This is a genomic window from Paraciimarium castrense LEGE 11436 (assembly GCF_056633055.1).
This window is the reverse complement of the sequence record NZ_JBSJOW010000001.1, coordinates 483,035-497,326: the sequence shown is the minus strand read 5'-3', so window position 1 is coordinate 497,326 and position 14,292 is coordinate 483,035. Positions and strand designations below refer to the sequence as shown.

The window sequence follows — 14,292 nt, the reverse complement described above, 5'->3', positions numbered from 1 at the left end:
CTGTCCCGCAGCTGAACTCAGATCAGGGGCGACAGAGCTGGCCGGCGCTGGCCGTAGAGCAGCGCATGCAGTTCCGGATCCTGCATCGAGCGCAGGATGCGGCGGTGATAGTCGAGCTTGCCGTTGTGCAGGTAGGCGAGGGTGGCCAGGGCCTTGGCCTCCCGAGGACTGCTACTGGCCTGGAGCACGCGTCCGGAGGGGAAGTCGAGATCGCGGCTGAGTCGCGAGAACTTGCCCACCAGCAGGCGCACGTTCTGCTCCGGATCGAGCAACTGGCGACGCGCCTCAATCAGTTGCTCGGGGGAGGCGTCGGCCTCCAGGAGCCCCTGGTGCACCATCTCGCCCAGGCCCAGCTGGGCCGGCCCATGGGTGCTGAACAGGCCTGAATGGGCCGCCAGAGGAATGTCTTCGCCTGGCTTGGCATGGCGCATTTCATCGAACAAGACGGCCGTCACCAACATCGGATTGATGTGGTGACGCGCCGATTCGCTCAGAATCACAGGCCGCAGTTCCTCCAGCCTCCCCAGGGCATGGCTGCGCAGGGGCTCGAACTGGTCGATGCCCTCAGTGAACAGCTGAGCCAGGCGGGGCTGGGGGCCATGCACGCCGAAACGCCGCTGCAGTTCCTGCAGCTCACTGGCGGAAAACTGCAGCGGATCGGCCTGGGCGCCGCCATCGGGTGTGTTGATACTGCCGCTCAGCCCCGGATCGATCAGCAGCGGGGACTTGGGCTGCCAGCGGCCGGCAGGACTCAGCAGGGCCATGCTGAGGGCAACCAGCACTCCGAACGGCCGCCTCAGCCGCCTCCCTCCCCCAAGGGGCCTCTTTGCCGGCAGGGCCAGACCGGTCACAGCCGGGCGGAGGTCTGGTGTGGCCTGGCCGTCATCACGGCCCGGTCAGTGCTCTGGGCCGCTGAAGCCTGCTCAGCAGGACGCATTCGGCTCGAGACACAGAAGCGCACAGGCACACCAACAAACCCGAAGTCCATCTTAAGAAGCCTGTCCAGCCTTTGGTCTCTGTGCAGAACGGTGCTGTGGCCGGCACTTGATACAGGGACTCGCCGGGATCAGACCTAGTTTCTGGGCGTCAGACCCGGCGCCCCCCTGGGCGCAACCCCAGCCGACTCCATGCCTGCCGACTTCGATGGCTCCAGCCCCGCCACCCAGTGGAGCCGTTTCTGTGACCTGCTCTGGTATCACGATGGGCTGGGGGTCTGGCTCGACGTGAGTCGGATGGCCCTCAACCAGGCCGATTTCAGCCGCCTGGCTCCCGGTTTCGCCTCGGCTTTCACGGCGATGACGGCCCTGGAGGCGGGGGCGATCGCCAATCCTGACGAGAAGCGGATGGTGGGCCACTACTGGCTGCGGGCCCCCGAGCTGGCACCGGACGCCGCCACCGCAGACCACATTGCCGCCGAGATCGATCAGATCGAGGCCTTCGGGGCCGGAGTGCTCTCCGGTGCCCAGCAGGCCCCGGGGGGAATGCCCTTCAGCGACGTGCTCTGGATCGGCATCGGCGGCTCCGGCCTCGGCCCCCTGCTGGTGATCGAGGCCCTGCAGCAGGAAGGCTGCGGCCTGCCCTTCCACTTCATCGACAACGTCGATCCCCAGGGCATCAGCCGCACCCTGGCCCGCCTCGGGGAGCGGTTGCGCACGTCGCTGGTGATCGTGGTGAGCAAGTCCGGCGGCACACCGGAGCCCCGCATCGCCATGGAGCAGGTGCGCGAGCGGCTCGGCAGCCTCGGCGGCCACTGGCCCCAGCAGGCGGTGGCGGTGACGATGGTGGGAAGCCGCCTCGACAGCCTCGCCGTTCAGGAGCAGTGGCTGGCCCGCTTCGACATGTTCGATTGGGTGGGGGGCCGCACCAGCATCACCAGCGCCGTGGGGCTGCTGCCCGCCGCCCTGGTGGGTGCCGATCTGCGCGCCTTCCTCGACGGCGCCGCCCAGATGGATGCGGCCACCCGCTGCCCCGAGCTGGAGGCGAACCCTGCGGCCCTGATGGCGGCCGCCTGGCACGTGGCCGGCCATGGCCGCGGTCAGCGGGACATGGTGCTGCTGCCCTACCGCGACCGCCTGGCCGTGTTCAGCCGCTACCTGCAGCAGCTGGTGATGGAGAGCCTCGGCAAGCGCCTCGACCGCGATGGCCAGGTGGTGAATCAGGGCATCGCCGTGTACGGCAACAAGGGCTCCACCGATCAGCACGCCTATGTGCAGCAGCTGCGCGATGGTGTGGACAACTTCTTCGTGACCTTCATCGAGGCTCTCGACGACCCCGCTGACCTTCCCGCCCTCAACGGCGAGTGGCCCGGGGATGTGCTGGAGGGGTTTCTGCAGGGCACCCGCACGGCCCTGATGGAGAGCGGCCGCCAGAGCCTCTCGATCACCCTGCGACGCTTCGATGCCCGCAGCCTTGGGGCCTTGGTGGGCCTGTTTGAGCGGGCCGTGGGCCTCTACGGCGAGCTGGTGAACATCAACGCCTACAACCAGCCCGGCGTCGAGGCCGGCAAGCTGGCCGCCGCCACGATCCTGGAGCTGCAGGGCCGCCTGCATGAATTGCTGGCCGATGGCCAGCCCCGCAGCCTCGAGCAGATGCGCCAGGCTCTGGAGGTGCCCTCGGCCGAACCGCTGTTCTGGATCCTGCGCCACCTCTGTGCCAACCAGCCCGGCTACGTCGTGGAAGGCGACTGGGGCAGCCCCGAGGATCTCGTGGTGGCCCAGACCGCGGGCGCTGGGGTGGTGGCCGGGGCTGGCGCCTGAATCAGCAGGATCAACTGGAGGCGCTGGTGTAGTGGCGCAGGGCGTAGCGCCAGAACCAGCGGCTGCCCAGGAAGCTGGCCGTCGCCATGGCCAGGCCGCCCACCACCCACAGGGGCTCTCCTCGCCCGAGCACCGCCTCGGCCGGCACCGTGGTGAGGAAGGCCACGGGCAGCACGAAGGTGAACACCAGCCGCAGGGCCTGGGGGTAGGCACTCACCGGATAGCGGCCGGCCACCAGGGTGTAGCGCAGCACCTCGGTGGCGTTCCACACCTTCACGAACCAGATGCTGAGGGCCGCCAGCACGAACCAGAGGCTGTAGAGGATCACGGCGCTGGCCAGCAGCAGGGCGGCACTGAGGGCCAGCCCCAGGGGAGTCCAACTGGCCCCGGCCCGGGCGGCTGCCCAGCCGCACAGAGCGAAGCCGGCCAGGATCCCCGGTAGCCCCCAGGGCGAGATCATGCGGGTGGAGAGCCAGAACTGGCTGTCCAGGGGCTTCAACAGCACGAAGTCGAGGCTGCCGTTCTGCACATGCCCCACGATGCGGCTCAGGTTGGGCTGCAGCAGGCTGGTGGTGAAGCCATCCAGCACGGTGTAGAGGCCCAGCACCACCAGGGCCTCATCCCAGCTCCAGCCGCCCAGGTTGGCGGTGCTCTGCCGCTGCGGCCCTCCGAACAGCAGCCCCAGCACGAACACACTGCCGGCCAGGTTGCCGAGCACCGAGAGGGCCTCGATCCAGAAGTTGGCCGGGTATTCGAGCTCGGCGCTCAGGGCCGTGGCCCAGAAGCGGCCCAGGCTGCGCCAGTAGCGCCCGAGCCTGGAGGGGAGCAGGGGTGTCGTCATCAGGCCCCCATGGAGGAGTAACGCCTCAATCCCCGGTGCCAGAGGAAGGCGGCGATCGGCAGCAACAGGGCGCACCAGGCGGCAATGGTGGCGAAGCCCAGCGGCGCCGACACCGGCAACCCCGCCAGCAGTCGGGCCGGGAAGTCGACCATCCAGGGGAACGGGGTGGCGAGGGCCAGCCGTCGCAGGCCCGGAGGGAAGCTGTCGAGGGGGGCCACCAGGCCGGAGAGGAACAGGTAGGGAATCAGCAGCAGCCGATCCAGGGCGGCGGCGCGCTCGGTCCAGAAGCAGGCCATCGCCACCACGGTCTGCAGCAGGAAGCGCAGCAGGAAGGCGGCCCCGATCGCCAGCAGGCCGAGCAGCAACTGCGGCGCCGGAGGCAGCCACAGCCCGCCTGGCAGCAGCAGGGCCAGGGGCAGCAGCATCAGGGCCACGAATGGCACCCGGGTGCCCTGCTCGGCCACGTGGGCGGCCAGATAGCGCCACAACGGCAGCAGGGGTTGCAGCAGCAGGGGCGACAGCTTGCCCTGCAGGGTGTCTTCCTCGAACACGTGGATCAGCCACACCACGCTGAACTGGCGCACCAGAAAGGCGGCCAGGAAATAGCGGCGCAGCTGGATGGGATCCAGCCCCGAGGCGCCACTGGCCTCCGCGCCGCTCCACACCCCCAGCATGATCAGCGGCAACACGCCCGAGAGGGCCCAGAGGGCGATTTCGGCCCGGTACTCGAGCATGTAGGCGTACTGGGTCACCAGCAGGGTCCAGGCAATGCGCCAGGCCTGCCGCGGGCGCCATGGGCCGCTCATCGGCCGGCCTCGCGGCGGAACAGCCCGCCGATCAGCTCGTCGATCGGCGGGTCGCCCACCTCCAGATCGCTCACCGCGAAGCGGCTGAGCAGGGCGGCCACCTGTTCGGTGAGCTGCTGGCGCGGAATGCGTAGCCGCACGTGGTGGCCCTGGTGCTCGTCCACGAGGCCGTAGGCCTCGAAGCAGCCGGCCGGCTGCAGCTGCTGCAGCTCCAGGCGCACCTGGCGGTGGGGGGCAAGGTCCTGGGTGAGCCGCTCCAATGAGCCGTCGTGGAACAGCCGGCCCTGGTGAATCAGCAGCACCCGCGGACACAGCGCCGTGATGTCACCCATGTCGTGGCTGGTGAGCAGCACCGTGGCACCGGTGCGGCGGTTGTAGTCGGCGAGGAACTCCCGCACCCGGGCCTGGGCGTTCACATCGAGGCCCAGAGTGGGCTCATCGAGGAAGAGCACGGCCGGCCGGTGCAGCAGCGCGGCCAGCAGCTCGGCCTTCATGCGCTGCCCCAGGGAGAGCTTGCGCACCGGGCGGCGCAGTTCGCTGCCCAGCTCCAGCATCTCGGCCAGCTCAGCGACGCGGCGCTCGGCGGTGCTGTCATCGATGCCGTAGACGGCGGCATTGACGCGGAAGCTGTCCAGGGCAGGCAGATCCCAGATCAGCTGCTGGCGGTTGCCCATCACCAGGGTGATCTGCTGCAGGAACCGCTCCTGGCGCTGGAACGGCACACAGCCCGCCACCTGCACGGAACCGCCGCTGGGGTGGATCAGGCCGGTGAGCATCTTGAGGGTGGTGGTCTTGCCGGCGCCGTTCGGGCCCAGGAAGCCCACCATCTCGCCGGGCTCGATCTGGAAGCTCACCCCCTGCACGGCAGGTACCTCCCTGTGGCGCCTTCGCACCAGGTGCTCGAGGGTGCCCCGCAGGCCCGGGCGCTTCTCGGCCACCCGGTAGTGCTTCCTCAACTGGCGCACGTCGATGATCGGCATCACCGCGCCTCCGAACCGGTCGGCATTCTGGGGGCCCTGCCGTCCCGGTTGCCATGGCCCCGATCAAGCCGCGCTGGTGGGTGAGGGGCGATCTCGACGGTCTGTTGGGCCTGGCGCTCGACAACCTGATCCAGATCCTGCTGATCCTCTCCCTGTGCCGGGGGTTGCTGGGCTATCCCGATGCCCTGCTGTTCGGCACGGTGCTGCCTGCCACCGGCCTCAGCCTGGTGCTCGGCAACCTGGCCTATGCCCGCCAGGCCTACCGCCTCGACCAACGGGATGGCCGGGGCGATCGCACCGCCCTGCCCTACGGCATCAATACGGTGAGCCTGTTCGCCTACGTGTTCCTGGTGATGCTGCCGGTGAAACTGGCCGGCCTGGCGGCTGGCCTGGCCGAGGCCGAGGCGGTGAGCCTCTCCTGGCAGGCGGGGATGATGGCCTGCCTCGGTTCGGGGCTGATCGAAACGGGGGGCTCGTTTGTGGCCCACCTGCTGCGGCGCTGGTTGCCGCGGGCGGCCCTGCTCTCCACCCTGGCCGGCATCGCCCTCGGTTACATCGCCCTGGGGTTCCTGCTGCGCACCTACGCCCAGCCGCTGGTGGGCCTGGCGGTGCTGGCGGTGATCCTGGTGGTGTACTTCGGCCGGGTGCGGCTGCCCCTGCCCGGTGGGCTGGTGGCCGTGCTGCTCGGCATGGCCCTGGCCTGGAGCAGTGGGCTGCTGCGCATTGACCCGCTCAGTTGGAGCCAGGCCACGGCCCAGCTGGGGCTGCGGCTGCCTGCCCTGCAGTTGGGGGGCCTGTGGCAAGCCCGCGGTGAGCTGCTGCCCTGGCTGGGGGTGATCGTGCCGATGGGGCTGTTCAACGTGATCGGTTCCCTGCAGAACCTCGAGAGCGCTGAGGCCGCCGGTGATCGCTATCCCGTGCGCGAGTCGCTGCTGATCAACGGCATCGGCACGGTGGTGGCGGCCCTGTTCGGGTCCTGCTTCCCCACCACCCTCTACATCGGCCATCCGGGCTGGAAGGCGATGGGCGCCCGTCTCGGCTACTCCTGGGTGAATGGCCTGCTGATGGCGGCCATCTGCCTGCTGGGGGGCTTCGGGGTGATCGCCCTGGCGGTGCCGATCGAGGCGGGCATGGCGATCGTGCTCTACCTCGGCGTGGTGATGGCGGCCCAGGCCTTCGAGGCCACACCGCGCCACCATGCCCCGGCGGTGGTGCTGGGCCTGCTGCCAGGCCTGGCGGGCTGGGGGGCGCTGATGCTGAAGGCCGGCCTGCGGGCCGGCGGAGCGGGATCGGCGGCGGCGCCCTTCGCGCCGGCCTTGCTGGAACCCCTGCAGCGGGCTGATGTGTGGGCCACGGGTGCCTTTGCCCTGGAGCAGGGCGTGATCATCACGGCGATGTTGCTGTCGGCGTTGCTGGTGTATGTGATCGAGCAGCGCTTTCTGGCGGCAGCTCTCTGCGCCGCTGTGGCGACGCTGGCGTCCTGGTTCGGGCTGATCCACGCCTGGCGCTTCGACCAGGCCGACACCGTGCTGCAGCTTGGCTGGGGGGTGGGGGCACGCTGGGCCTCCGGCTACGCGGCGATGGCCCTGATCCTGCTGGGCACGGCCTGGTGGCAGCGACGGCAGGGGCTGAGCCGGCAGCAGCCGAACACCTAGCCCGCCAGCACGCCGGCCACCACCAGCCCCAGGTAGGTGCCCACCACATACCCCAGCAGGCCAATGGCCACGCTCGGCAGAGCCAGATCGGGGCGGTGGAGGGCGCCGGCGAGCGCCAGGGCGGTGCTGGGTCCACCCACGGCGGCCTGGCAGCCCACGAGGCTGTCGGCCAGGCCCCTGCGCCGCCAGTGGCCCAGCAGCAGCACAACCACCGCCTGCACCGCCACGATCAGGCTGGCCAGGGCGAACACCCAGCGGCCTTCCCCCAGCAGGCCCTGCACCGGTGAATTGAGACCGATCACGGTGAAGAAGGGTTGGATCAAGAGCAACCCGAGAGGATAGCTGAGCCGCACACGGGACAGGGCCGGCAGCTGGGCCGCCACCAGGGCGATGGTGGTGAGCACCAGGATGCCGGGGGCGCCGGGCCACCAGTTCTGCAGCGCGCCCGTGGCCGCATCGCTGATCACCACGATCACCACCCCCCAGAGCAGGGCAACACCTCCGGCGCGGCAGAGCAGGTCTCGGGGGCGGCCACTGGCGGGGTCCCAGGTTGCGGAGCTGGCGATCTGTTCAGGGCAGGCCGCTGGCTCGGGATCGGCTGTGGCGCTGAGGGATTCTGCTGGCTTGGGTCTGTGGCGGCGTCCCAGGACCAGGCTGATCAGAAACCAGAGGCTGAACACCACGTGGTCGGCGGCGGTGGCCACCAGCACCAGGCCCTCAGGGGGCTGCAGGGTACGGGCGACGGAAACGAAGTTGAGGCTGCCGCCGCTGAAGGTGGCCGTGAACAGGCCGCTGAGGGCCGGCAGATCGGCACCGAGCCGCCAGCCCAGCAGCCATGCCCCCAGGCCGGTGCCCAGCACCGCAGCGATAACCGATGCGGCGAAGGGCTGCAGCAGCCGCTGCGCCCCGGGCCACACCCGGCGCAGATCCACCGCCAGCAGCAACAGGGCGATGGCGAGAGAGGTGAGCGGCCCGGTCACCACGGCTTCGGCTGCCGCATCGGCCTTCCAGCCGAAGAGGTTGGTGGTGAGCAGGCCCAGAAACAGCACCAACAGGGTGGTGCCCAGCTGGCGGCCGATCGCGGTGGCCTCGGCCAGCCACCAGCCAGCCCCGGTGAGCAGGGCGATCAGCAGCAGCGAGAGCAGCATGGCAACGGCCAGGAGCCGCGGTTTCTGGCCGGATCCAGTGAAGGCCGGGCTGACGCGGAGTGCAATGCCGGTTCAGCTCAGCCGTGCTGGCCTGAGGCTGGGATCACCAGCCGCAGGGGGCGCTGGGGGCAGTGCAGTCATCCTTCATCTGCGCGTGCTCCGCTGGCGAGAGCGGGCGGTAGCCACCGGAATGGGGGCCACCGCGCTGCTCAGCCTGGGCCAGGCCGCCGAAGGAGCCGGCCAAGACCACCGCCAGGGCGAGGGACTGGAGAAGAGTTGTCATGAGTTGATCTGCGAGGGAGTTCAGGCTGCGGTTTGCGCGCCTGTAGTCATGACTACCTTTCGCCGACGGGATTGGATGGGCCCGGATCCTCAAGCCAGTCCTCAGGCTGCTGCCCTTGCACCGGCTCCGGCCCCGCCGGTCGCTTGACTTGCTCAATCAGCCAGCGCCGATAGGCGGGCTCGATATCCTGCAGCAGGGTGGTGGAGATTTCCGGCACCTCGTAGGGGTGCCCCTCCCGGATCACCTGCATGAGGGCCCGCCGCCGATGCTGCGTGGTCTTGAAGCTGATGCCGATCTCCGGCTCCTCCATCAGCTCCCCCTTCCAGATGTAGAGGCTTTCGATCGTCTGCAACTGGGCGCAGGCCGCCAGACCCGCGCTCACCACCCGGCGGGCCAGCCGTCTGGCGTCTTCCATGGTGGCCACGCTGGTGTGGACGCTGAGCAGGTGTTGATCCATGTCCATGGGGTCCAGCATCGAGCCTGCGTCAGCAGGCGGTGACGATCGTGGCCAATCCGATCTCGTTCCTAACTTGTAGTTCACAAGCAGAGCCGGCCCCGCGCCCTTACGCCCATGACAACCACGGACTGGCTCTGGGTGTTGCATCCCGCCCTGGCGGTGGTGCTCGTGTACCCCCTGCTTGGTCTTGTGCTGCGCCTGGCCCAGCAGACCCGCCAGCGTCGCGTGCAGAAGCTGAAGCTGCCGCCCAGCGTGGGCGGCGAGCATGTGGACTTCGGCCGCTGGTTGGCGGCGGCCGTGGTGGGCATCGAACTGCTGGCGATGGTGGTGGTGATCAGCACCAAGGAGCCTTCGGCGCTCACCCCTGGCCGCAGCGGCCTGTTGCTGCTCGTGCTGGCTGGCACCGTGGCGGCGCTGGTGGCGCTCTGGCGTGCCAAGGAGGCGATCTACCGGGCCAGCTTCGCTTTGCTCTGCTGGGCTGGTGTGATTGGTCTGGGACTGCAGCCCGAGGTGTGGCGCCTCAGTGACAACCCCCTCGATCCGGCCTTCTGGCAATCCCATTTCTGGGGTGGCATGGGGCTCACCGGTCTGATGCTGTTCTCGGTGGCGGCCCGGCCGGAGATCCTGCGCCAGCTGCGCTGGCGGCGGCTGCACATCACGGCCAATGTGATCGCGGCACTGATCTTCGTGGCCCAGGGCATCAGCGGCCCGCGGGATCTGCTGGAGATTCCGCTCAGCTGGCAGAAGTCGGTTGTCTACGCCTGCGACTTCACCAACAAGGTGTGCCCACCGCCGGCGCCAGCTCCGGCGCCCCAGCCCTGACGTGTTCTGATGCGCCTTCCCTGGGCCGTGGCCCTGCTGGCTCTGCTGGCCGGCCGTTACTGGTGGTGGCGCCTCACCAGCACCCTGGTGCTGGACGACTGGCTCAGCACCTCAATGAGTGTGCTGGTGCTGCTCGCCGAAACCTGGTTGCTGGCCCACAGCTTCCTGCAGCTCGCCTTCAGCCTCGCCCCTGATCCGCGCATCGCCCCTCGGGCGGAACGGGCGGCCGCCCGGGTGCAGCGGCGGTTGGAACCGGCGGGTTCTGTCTCGGTGCCCCTGCCCTGGGTGGATGTGCTGATTCCCACCTTCGGCGAACCGCTGGAGCTGGTGGAGCGCTGCCTGCGGGGCTGTCTGGCGCTCACCTACCCCCGGGCCGAGGTGTGGCTTCTGGATGACGCCGCTCGTCCTGAGCTGCAGGAGCTCTGCCGGCGCCTGGGCTGCCGCTACAGCTCCCGCGCCGGCCGCGAGCATGCCAAGGCCGGCAACCTCAACCATGTGCTGCCCCTGCTGCAGGGTGAGCTGATCGCCGTGTTCGATGCCGACGTGGTGCCGCTCAACACATTCCTGCTGCGCAGCGTGGGGCTGTTCGATGAGCCCCGGGTGGCGCTGGTGCAGTCACCCCAGACCTACATGAGCGCCGATCCGGTGATCCGCAACCTGCGGCTGGAGCGCTGGCTGATGCCCGACGAGGAGAGCTTCTACCGCTGGATCGAACCGGTGCGCCAGGGCGTCGGCGCGGTGGTGTGCGCCGGCACGTCGTTCCTGGTGCGCCGTTCGGCCCTGCTGGCGGTGGGGGGCTTCGACACCGGCACCTCCTCGGAGGACCTGGCCACCGGAATCCGGCTCACGGCGGCAGGTGGAGAGTGCGTGTACCTGCCCGAAAAGCTGAGCGCCGGGCTGGCCCCACTCACGGCATCGGCCCTGGTGCGCCAACGCTGTCGCTGGGCCAGCGGCACCCTGCAGACCCTGCGCACCGGGGCCAGCCCGCTTCGCATCGAAGGGCTCAACCCCCTGCAGCGGCTTGCCTTCCTGGAGGGCATCCTGCACTGGTTCAACGCCTTGCCGCAGCTGCTGCTGGCTCTGATGCCGCTGATGATCGGCGTGCTGGGCGTGCTGCCCCTGCAGATCACCGGCGCAGGACTGCTGCGCTATGCCCTGCCCTTCTTTGGCGCCCAGCTGCTGCTGGCCCGCTGGTTCAGCGACCAGGCCCGCACCGGCCTGCTGCCTGAGCTCTACCGCTGGATCGTGCTGATCCCTCTGGTGGCCACGATCTGCCGCTGGGCCCTGCGGCGCCCGTTGCGCTTCCAGGTGACGCCCAAGGCCCTGGCCCCGGGCGGCAGGCAGGCCGCCGACCCCCGCCTCTGGCTGCCGCTGCTGGCGCTGCTGCTGGTGCAGCTGCTGGCCTTGCTCAACCTCTTCGGCTGGGCGCAGGATCCGAGTCGGCCGGCGCTGGCGCCGACCACCCCCGCCAGCCTGGGTCTGGGGGTGAGCTGGAGCCTGATCAATGCTCTGCTCTTGCTGCTGGCCCTGCGCTGCTGCTGGGATCGCCCGCGTCGTTCCGCCCTGCCCTGGTTCGCCGTGCGCGAACCGGCGCGGCTGGACGGCCGGCCGGTGCTGTTGCGGGCGATCAGCGAGGAGGGGGTGGAGCTCGCCCTGGCCCCTGGCTCTCGCCAGGCTGGCCAGGTGGCGCTCCCCCTGGCTGGCCCTGCCGCGCTGCTGCAGCTCACCTGGGGCCAGGAGTGCTGGCCCCTGCAGCTGGTGGCGCGGCGGGGCGGCCGGCTCGGCGCCCTCTGGGCGGGCCTCAGTCCCCACCAGCAGCGGACCCTGCAGCAGCGGCTCTACCGCCAGAGCGGCCTCTGGCCCCACCGGCGGGCGCCGTTTGAGCCACTGGCCCTGCTGGCGGTGCTGGGCCGTCTGCTCAGCCCTATTCCCCCCGACGACTGGTTCCGGCGCAGCCTGGTGCCGATCCAGCTGACCGCCCCCGCCCGGTCCCAGCGGCTGGTGCCGCCACGGGCCTACCCCACGGCCGAGCTGGCGGTGTAACGGGGCTCCCACCGGGCTGCATCGAGACACTGGAGCGCCTCGGCCGGCGTGCTGGCCCGCTCCGCCAGCCCCTGCTGCACGGCCATCAGGGCCACCGCCTCCGCCACCGCTCGGGACACGGCCTGCACCCGGGTGAGGGGTGGCATCAGCGGCTCCAGCGGATCCCGGGCGGCGGGAATGGTGGCCGCCAGGGCTTCCAGGGCCGCATCGATCATGGCCTCACTCACCCGGGTCGCGCCCACGGCCACACAGGCAAAGCCCAGGCCGGGGTAGAGGAAGCAGTTGTTGCACTGCCCGATCACGCGCTCCTGGCCGTCCCAGGGCACCGGGGCGAAGGGGCTGCCGGTGGCCACCAGGGCCCTGCCGCCACTCCAGGCGAGCAGATCGGCGGGGCTGGCCTCGGCCAGGTTGGTGGGGTTGGAGAGGGGCAGGATCACGGGGCGCTCGGTGCCGGCGGCCATCGCCTCCACCACTGCCTGGTCGAAGGCGCCGGCCACGGTGGAGGTGCCGATCAGCACGGTGGGCCGCACTTGCTGCACCACCTGCAGCAGCCCGATCTGCCCCTGGCTGTTGCGGCTGAAGCGCTCCGCTTCCTCGGCAGGCCGGGCCAGGGCGGCGGGGGCTTCTGATCCAGGCGCTGCCACGATCAGCCCGCGGCGATCGAGGCCCCAGATCCTCTGGCGGGCCTGGAGGGAGCTCAGGCCGGCGGCCTGCAGCAGCCTCAGCAGCCGTTCGGCAATGCCGCAGCCGGCTGTGCCGGCACCGAAGATCACGATGCGCTGCTCGGCCAGACCGGTGCCCAGCCCCCGGCAGGCCGCCAGCACCGCCGCCGCCGCCACGCCGCTGGTGCCCTGGATGTCGTCGTTGAAGCTGGGGGCCTGCTCGCGGTAGCGATCCAGCACCCGCCGGGCCTGGAGCTTGCCGAAGTCCTCCCAGTGCAGAAACACGCCCGGGAACACCTGCTGGGCCGCCGCCACGACGGCGTCAAGGAAGCGGTCGTAGGCCTCGCCCCGCAGCCGCGGCTGACGCCTGCCGAGGTAGAGGGGATCGTTCAGCAGGGCGGCGTTGTCGGTGCCGACATCGAGGGCCACCGCCAGCACCCGGCCCGGGTGGAGGCCGCTGCAGAGGGTGTAGACGGCCAGCTTGCCCTGGCAGATGTGGATGCCGCCCACGCCCTGGTCGCCCAGCCCCAGGATTCCTTCCGCATCGGTGATCAGCATCAGATCCACCGGGCCTTCGGCGGCCTGGCGCAGCAGCTCGGGCAGCCGCGGTTCCATCTCCGGCGTGAGGTAGGCGCCCAGATCGGGCGGCTGGTGGCTGTGGCTGAAGCCCTGGATCACCCGCCCCACGGTGGGGGTGTACACCACGGGCAGGGCCGCCTCGATGTGCTCCTGCAGAAAGGCGTGGAAGAGGGTTCGGTTGCTGCGCCGCAGCCGGTCCAGGTAGGTGAAGCGCTCGAGGCTGCCCTGCAGGCCAGCGAAGCCCTGCCACACCCGTTCCACCTGCTGCTCGAGGCTCTCCACCGCCGCGGGCAGCCGGGACTCCAGCAGCAGGCTGCGCCGCTCCTCCGGGCTGAAGGCAGTGTCGCGGTTCAGCCGTGGGTCGGCCAGCACGGCCAGGCCCAGGCGCGGCTGGAATCCCTCGGGATCAGGCCCCGCCTCCACCCGCACCCGGTAGTGCATGCGGGAGCCCACACCGGTGCCCCGGTAGTGGCCGCTCACCGGCGCCGCCAGGTGGTGATCGGCGGCCGTCACCAGGGTGACGTGGCCATCGGCCACGGCCAGGCCGAGGCTGGGGTCGTAGGCGCGCCAGCCGCCGCCGGGCATCCACACCTCCGCCCAGGCATGCAGCTCGTGCTCACTCACCTCTGGCGGGTGGTGCATCGAGTAGCCGCTCACGAAGCGGGCTGCCAGGCCGAGGCTGCGGCAGGCCGCCACGTAGAGCATGGCCGTGTCACGGCAGGCGCCGCGGCGCTGGGCCAGGGTGTCAGCGGGCGCCATCGGTTCGCCGTCGAAGCGACCGATGTGCTCGAAGCCGTGGTGGATGCGGTCGGCCAGCAACAGCAGCAGGTCCGTGCTGCGCTGGCCGGCCTCGGCCGCCAGCTCTGCGGCCCAGGCCGCCACGCTTGGCTCCGCCTGGCCCAGGAAGGGGGCCAGGGCCGCCGCGGTGGCGGGGGGGTAGCGCAGGGGCAGGGTCTGGGCGCTGGGATCGGTGAGGATCCAGTCGAAGGGATTGCGGCGCAGCGTTTCCACCACGGCGGTGGTGTGGATCCAGAGCTCCTGGCGCAGGCCCGTGAACCAGATCTCAGTGGTGTCGGCGCCGCCGGGCTCCTCCACTGGCGTGCTGCCGGCAGGCGGTTCCCGCACTGTGAGGGTGTGGCTCAGCAGCCGCTGCGTGGCGCTCTGCCGGGGGGTGAGCCGCAGGGTGTGCGGCTCCAGGAACACGGATTGGTCGTAGTGGTAGTGGAGGGTGTGGTGGATCCGGAAGAACATGGGGGGGCA

Annotated in this window: 12 protein-coding genes; 4 read left to right on the top strand and 8 right to left on the bottom strand. The window is 70.3% G+C overall.

Annotation, left to right across the window (positions count from 1 at the left end; all coding sequences use genetic code 11):
• Positions 1–17: 17 nt before the first annotated feature.
• Positions 18–764, bottom strand: a complete 747-nt coding sequence (locus ACWJIO_RS02680; protein WP_480311213.1) for a helicase DnaB — start codon at positions 762–764, stop codon at positions 18–20.
• A 363-nt stretch (positions 765–1,127) separates the two neighbouring features.
• On the opposite strand from ACWJIO_RS02680, the gene ACWJIO_RS02675 reads away from it, so the two are divergent.
• Positions 1,128–2,756, top strand: coding sequence for a glucose-6-phosphate isomerase (locus ACWJIO_RS02675; protein ID WP_480311212.1), 1,629 nt, complete (start codon positions 1,128–1,130; stop codon positions 2,754–2,756).
• A 10-nt stretch (positions 2,757–2,766) separates the two neighbouring features.
• On the opposite strand, the gene ACWJIO_RS02670 is transcribed toward ACWJIO_RS02675, so the two are convergent.
• The 3 genes from ACWJIO_RS02670 to ACWJIO_RS02660 are packed head-to-tail and all read right to left on the bottom strand — an operon-like array spanning position 2,767 to position 5,383.
• A complete protein-coding gene (locus ACWJIO_RS02670) occupies positions 2,767–3,597 on the bottom strand; it encodes an ABC transporter permease (protein ID WP_480311211.1) in 831 nt (276 codons plus the stop codon).
• Entirely contained in the window at positions 3,597–4,403 is an 807-nt protein-coding gene (locus ACWJIO_RS02665; RefSeq protein ID WP_480311209.1) for an ABC transporter permease, read from the bottom strand. Before ACWJIO_RS02665 ends, ACWJIO_RS02670 begins: the two co-directional genes overlap by 1 nt.
• A complete protein-coding gene (locus ACWJIO_RS02660; protein WP_480311208.1) occupies positions 4,400–5,383 on the bottom strand; it encodes an ABC transporter ATP-binding protein in 984 nt (327 codons plus the stop codon). The genes ACWJIO_RS02665 and ACWJIO_RS02660 overlap by 4 nt, the downstream gene beginning before the upstream one ends.
• 53 nt (positions 5,384–5,436) lie before the next feature.
• Here ACWJIO_RS02660 and ACWJIO_RS02655 point away from each other — a divergent pair, with 53 nt between their 5' ends.
• Positions 5,437–7,038 (top strand): NCS2 family permease, encoded by a 1,602-nt coding sequence (locus ACWJIO_RS02655; RefSeq protein ID WP_480311207.1) that lies wholly within the window; start codon positions 5,437–5,439, stop codon positions 7,036–7,038.
• Here the strand turns inward: ACWJIO_RS02655 and ACWJIO_RS02650 are convergent.
• From ACWJIO_RS02650 to cutA, 3 genes are all read right to left on the bottom strand, one after another.
• Positions 7,035–8,186 (bottom strand): DUF819 family protein, encoded by a 1,152-nt coding sequence (locus tag ACWJIO_RS02650; protein WP_480311206.1) that lies wholly within the window; start codon positions 8,184–8,186, stop codon positions 7,035–7,037. The two genes, ACWJIO_RS02655 and ACWJIO_RS02650, sit on opposite strands and share 4 nt — an antisense overlap.
• A 103-nt stretch (positions 8,187–8,289) precedes the next feature.
• A complete protein-coding gene (locus ACWJIO_RS02645; protein WP_480311205.1) occupies positions 8,290–8,469 on the bottom strand; it encodes a hypothetical protein in 180 nt (59 codons plus the stop codon).
• A gap of 52 nt (positions 8,470–8,521) precedes the next feature.
• Entirely contained in the window at positions 8,522–8,926 is a 405-nt protein-coding gene (gene cutA / locus ACWJIO_RS02640) for a divalent-cation tolerance protein CutA (RefSeq protein ID WP_480311204.1), read from the bottom strand.
• 114 nt (positions 8,927–9,040) lie between these two features.
• On the opposite strand from cutA, the gene ACWJIO_RS02635 reads away from it, so the two are divergent.
• Entirely contained in the window at positions 9,041–9,748 is a 708-nt protein-coding gene (locus ACWJIO_RS02635; protein ID WP_480311203.1) for a DUF4079 domain-containing protein, read from the top strand.
• A gap of 9 nt (positions 9,749–9,757) precedes the next feature.
• Positions 9,758–11,791, top strand: coding sequence for a glycosyltransferase family 2 protein (locus ACWJIO_RS02630; RefSeq protein ID WP_480311202.1), 2,034 nt, complete (start codon positions 9,758–9,760; stop codon positions 11,789–11,791).
• On the opposite strand, the gene maeA is transcribed toward ACWJIO_RS02630, so the two are convergent.
• On the bottom strand, positions 11,764–14,283 hold the full coding sequence (gene maeA, locus ACWJIO_RS02625) for an oxaloacetate-decarboxylating malate dehydrogenase (RefSeq protein WP_480311201.1): 2,520 nt from the start codon (positions 14,281–14,283) through the stop codon (positions 11,764–11,766). The genes ACWJIO_RS02630 and maeA overlap by 28 nt on opposite strands.
• Between the last annotated feature and the right edge of the window lie 9 nt (positions 14,284–14,292).

Bases quoted from the DNA above. Each gene is read 5' to 3' on its own strand.
- ACWJIO_RS02630 (WP_480311202.1), top strand. From the start codon at position 9,758: ATGCGCCTTCCCTGGGCCGTGGCCCTGCTGGCTCTGCTGGCCGGCCGT.
- ACWJIO_RS02670 (WP_480311211.1), bottom strand. From the start codon at position 3,597: ATGACGACACCCCTGCTCCCCTCCAGGCTCGGGCGCTACTGGCGCAGC.
- ACWJIO_RS02650 (WP_480311206.1), bottom strand. From the start codon at position 8,186: ATGCTGCTCTCGCTGCTGCTGATCGCCCTGCTCACCGGGGCTGGCTGG.
- ACWJIO_RS02635 (WP_480311203.1), top strand. From the start codon at position 9,041: ATGACAACCACGGACTGGCTCTGGGTGTTGCATCCCGCCCTGGCGGTG.
- ACWJIO_RS02665 (WP_480311209.1), bottom strand. From the start codon at position 4,403: ATGAGCGGCCCATGGCGCCCGCGGCAGGCCTGGCGCATTGCCTGGACC.
- ACWJIO_RS02645 (WP_480311205.1), bottom strand. From the start codon at position 8,469: ATGACAACTCTTCTCCAGTCCCTCGCCCTGGCGGTGGTCTTGGCCGGC.
- ACWJIO_RS02680 (WP_480311213.1), bottom strand. From the start codon at position 764: ATGGCCCTGCTGAGTCCTGCCGGCCGCTGGCAGCCCAAGTCCCCGCTG.
- ACWJIO_RS02655 (WP_480311207.1), top strand. From the start codon at position 5,437: ATGGCCCCGATCAAGCCGCGCTGGTGGGTGAGGGGCGATCTCGACGGT.
- ACWJIO_RS02675 (WP_480311212.1), top strand. From the start codon at position 1,128: ATGCCTGCCGACTTCGATGGCTCCAGCCCCGCCACCCAGTGGAGCCGT.
- ACWJIO_RS02660 (WP_480311208.1), bottom strand. From the start codon at position 5,383: ATGCCGATCATCGACGTGCGCCAGTTGAGGAAGCACTACCGGGTGGCC.
- cutA (WP_480311204.1), bottom strand. From the start codon at position 8,926: ATGGATCAACACCTGCTCAGCGTCCACACCAGCGTGGCCACCATGGAA.
- maeA (WP_480311201.1), bottom strand. From the start codon at position 14,283: ATGTTCTTCCGGATCCACCACACCCTCCACTACCACTACGACCAATCC.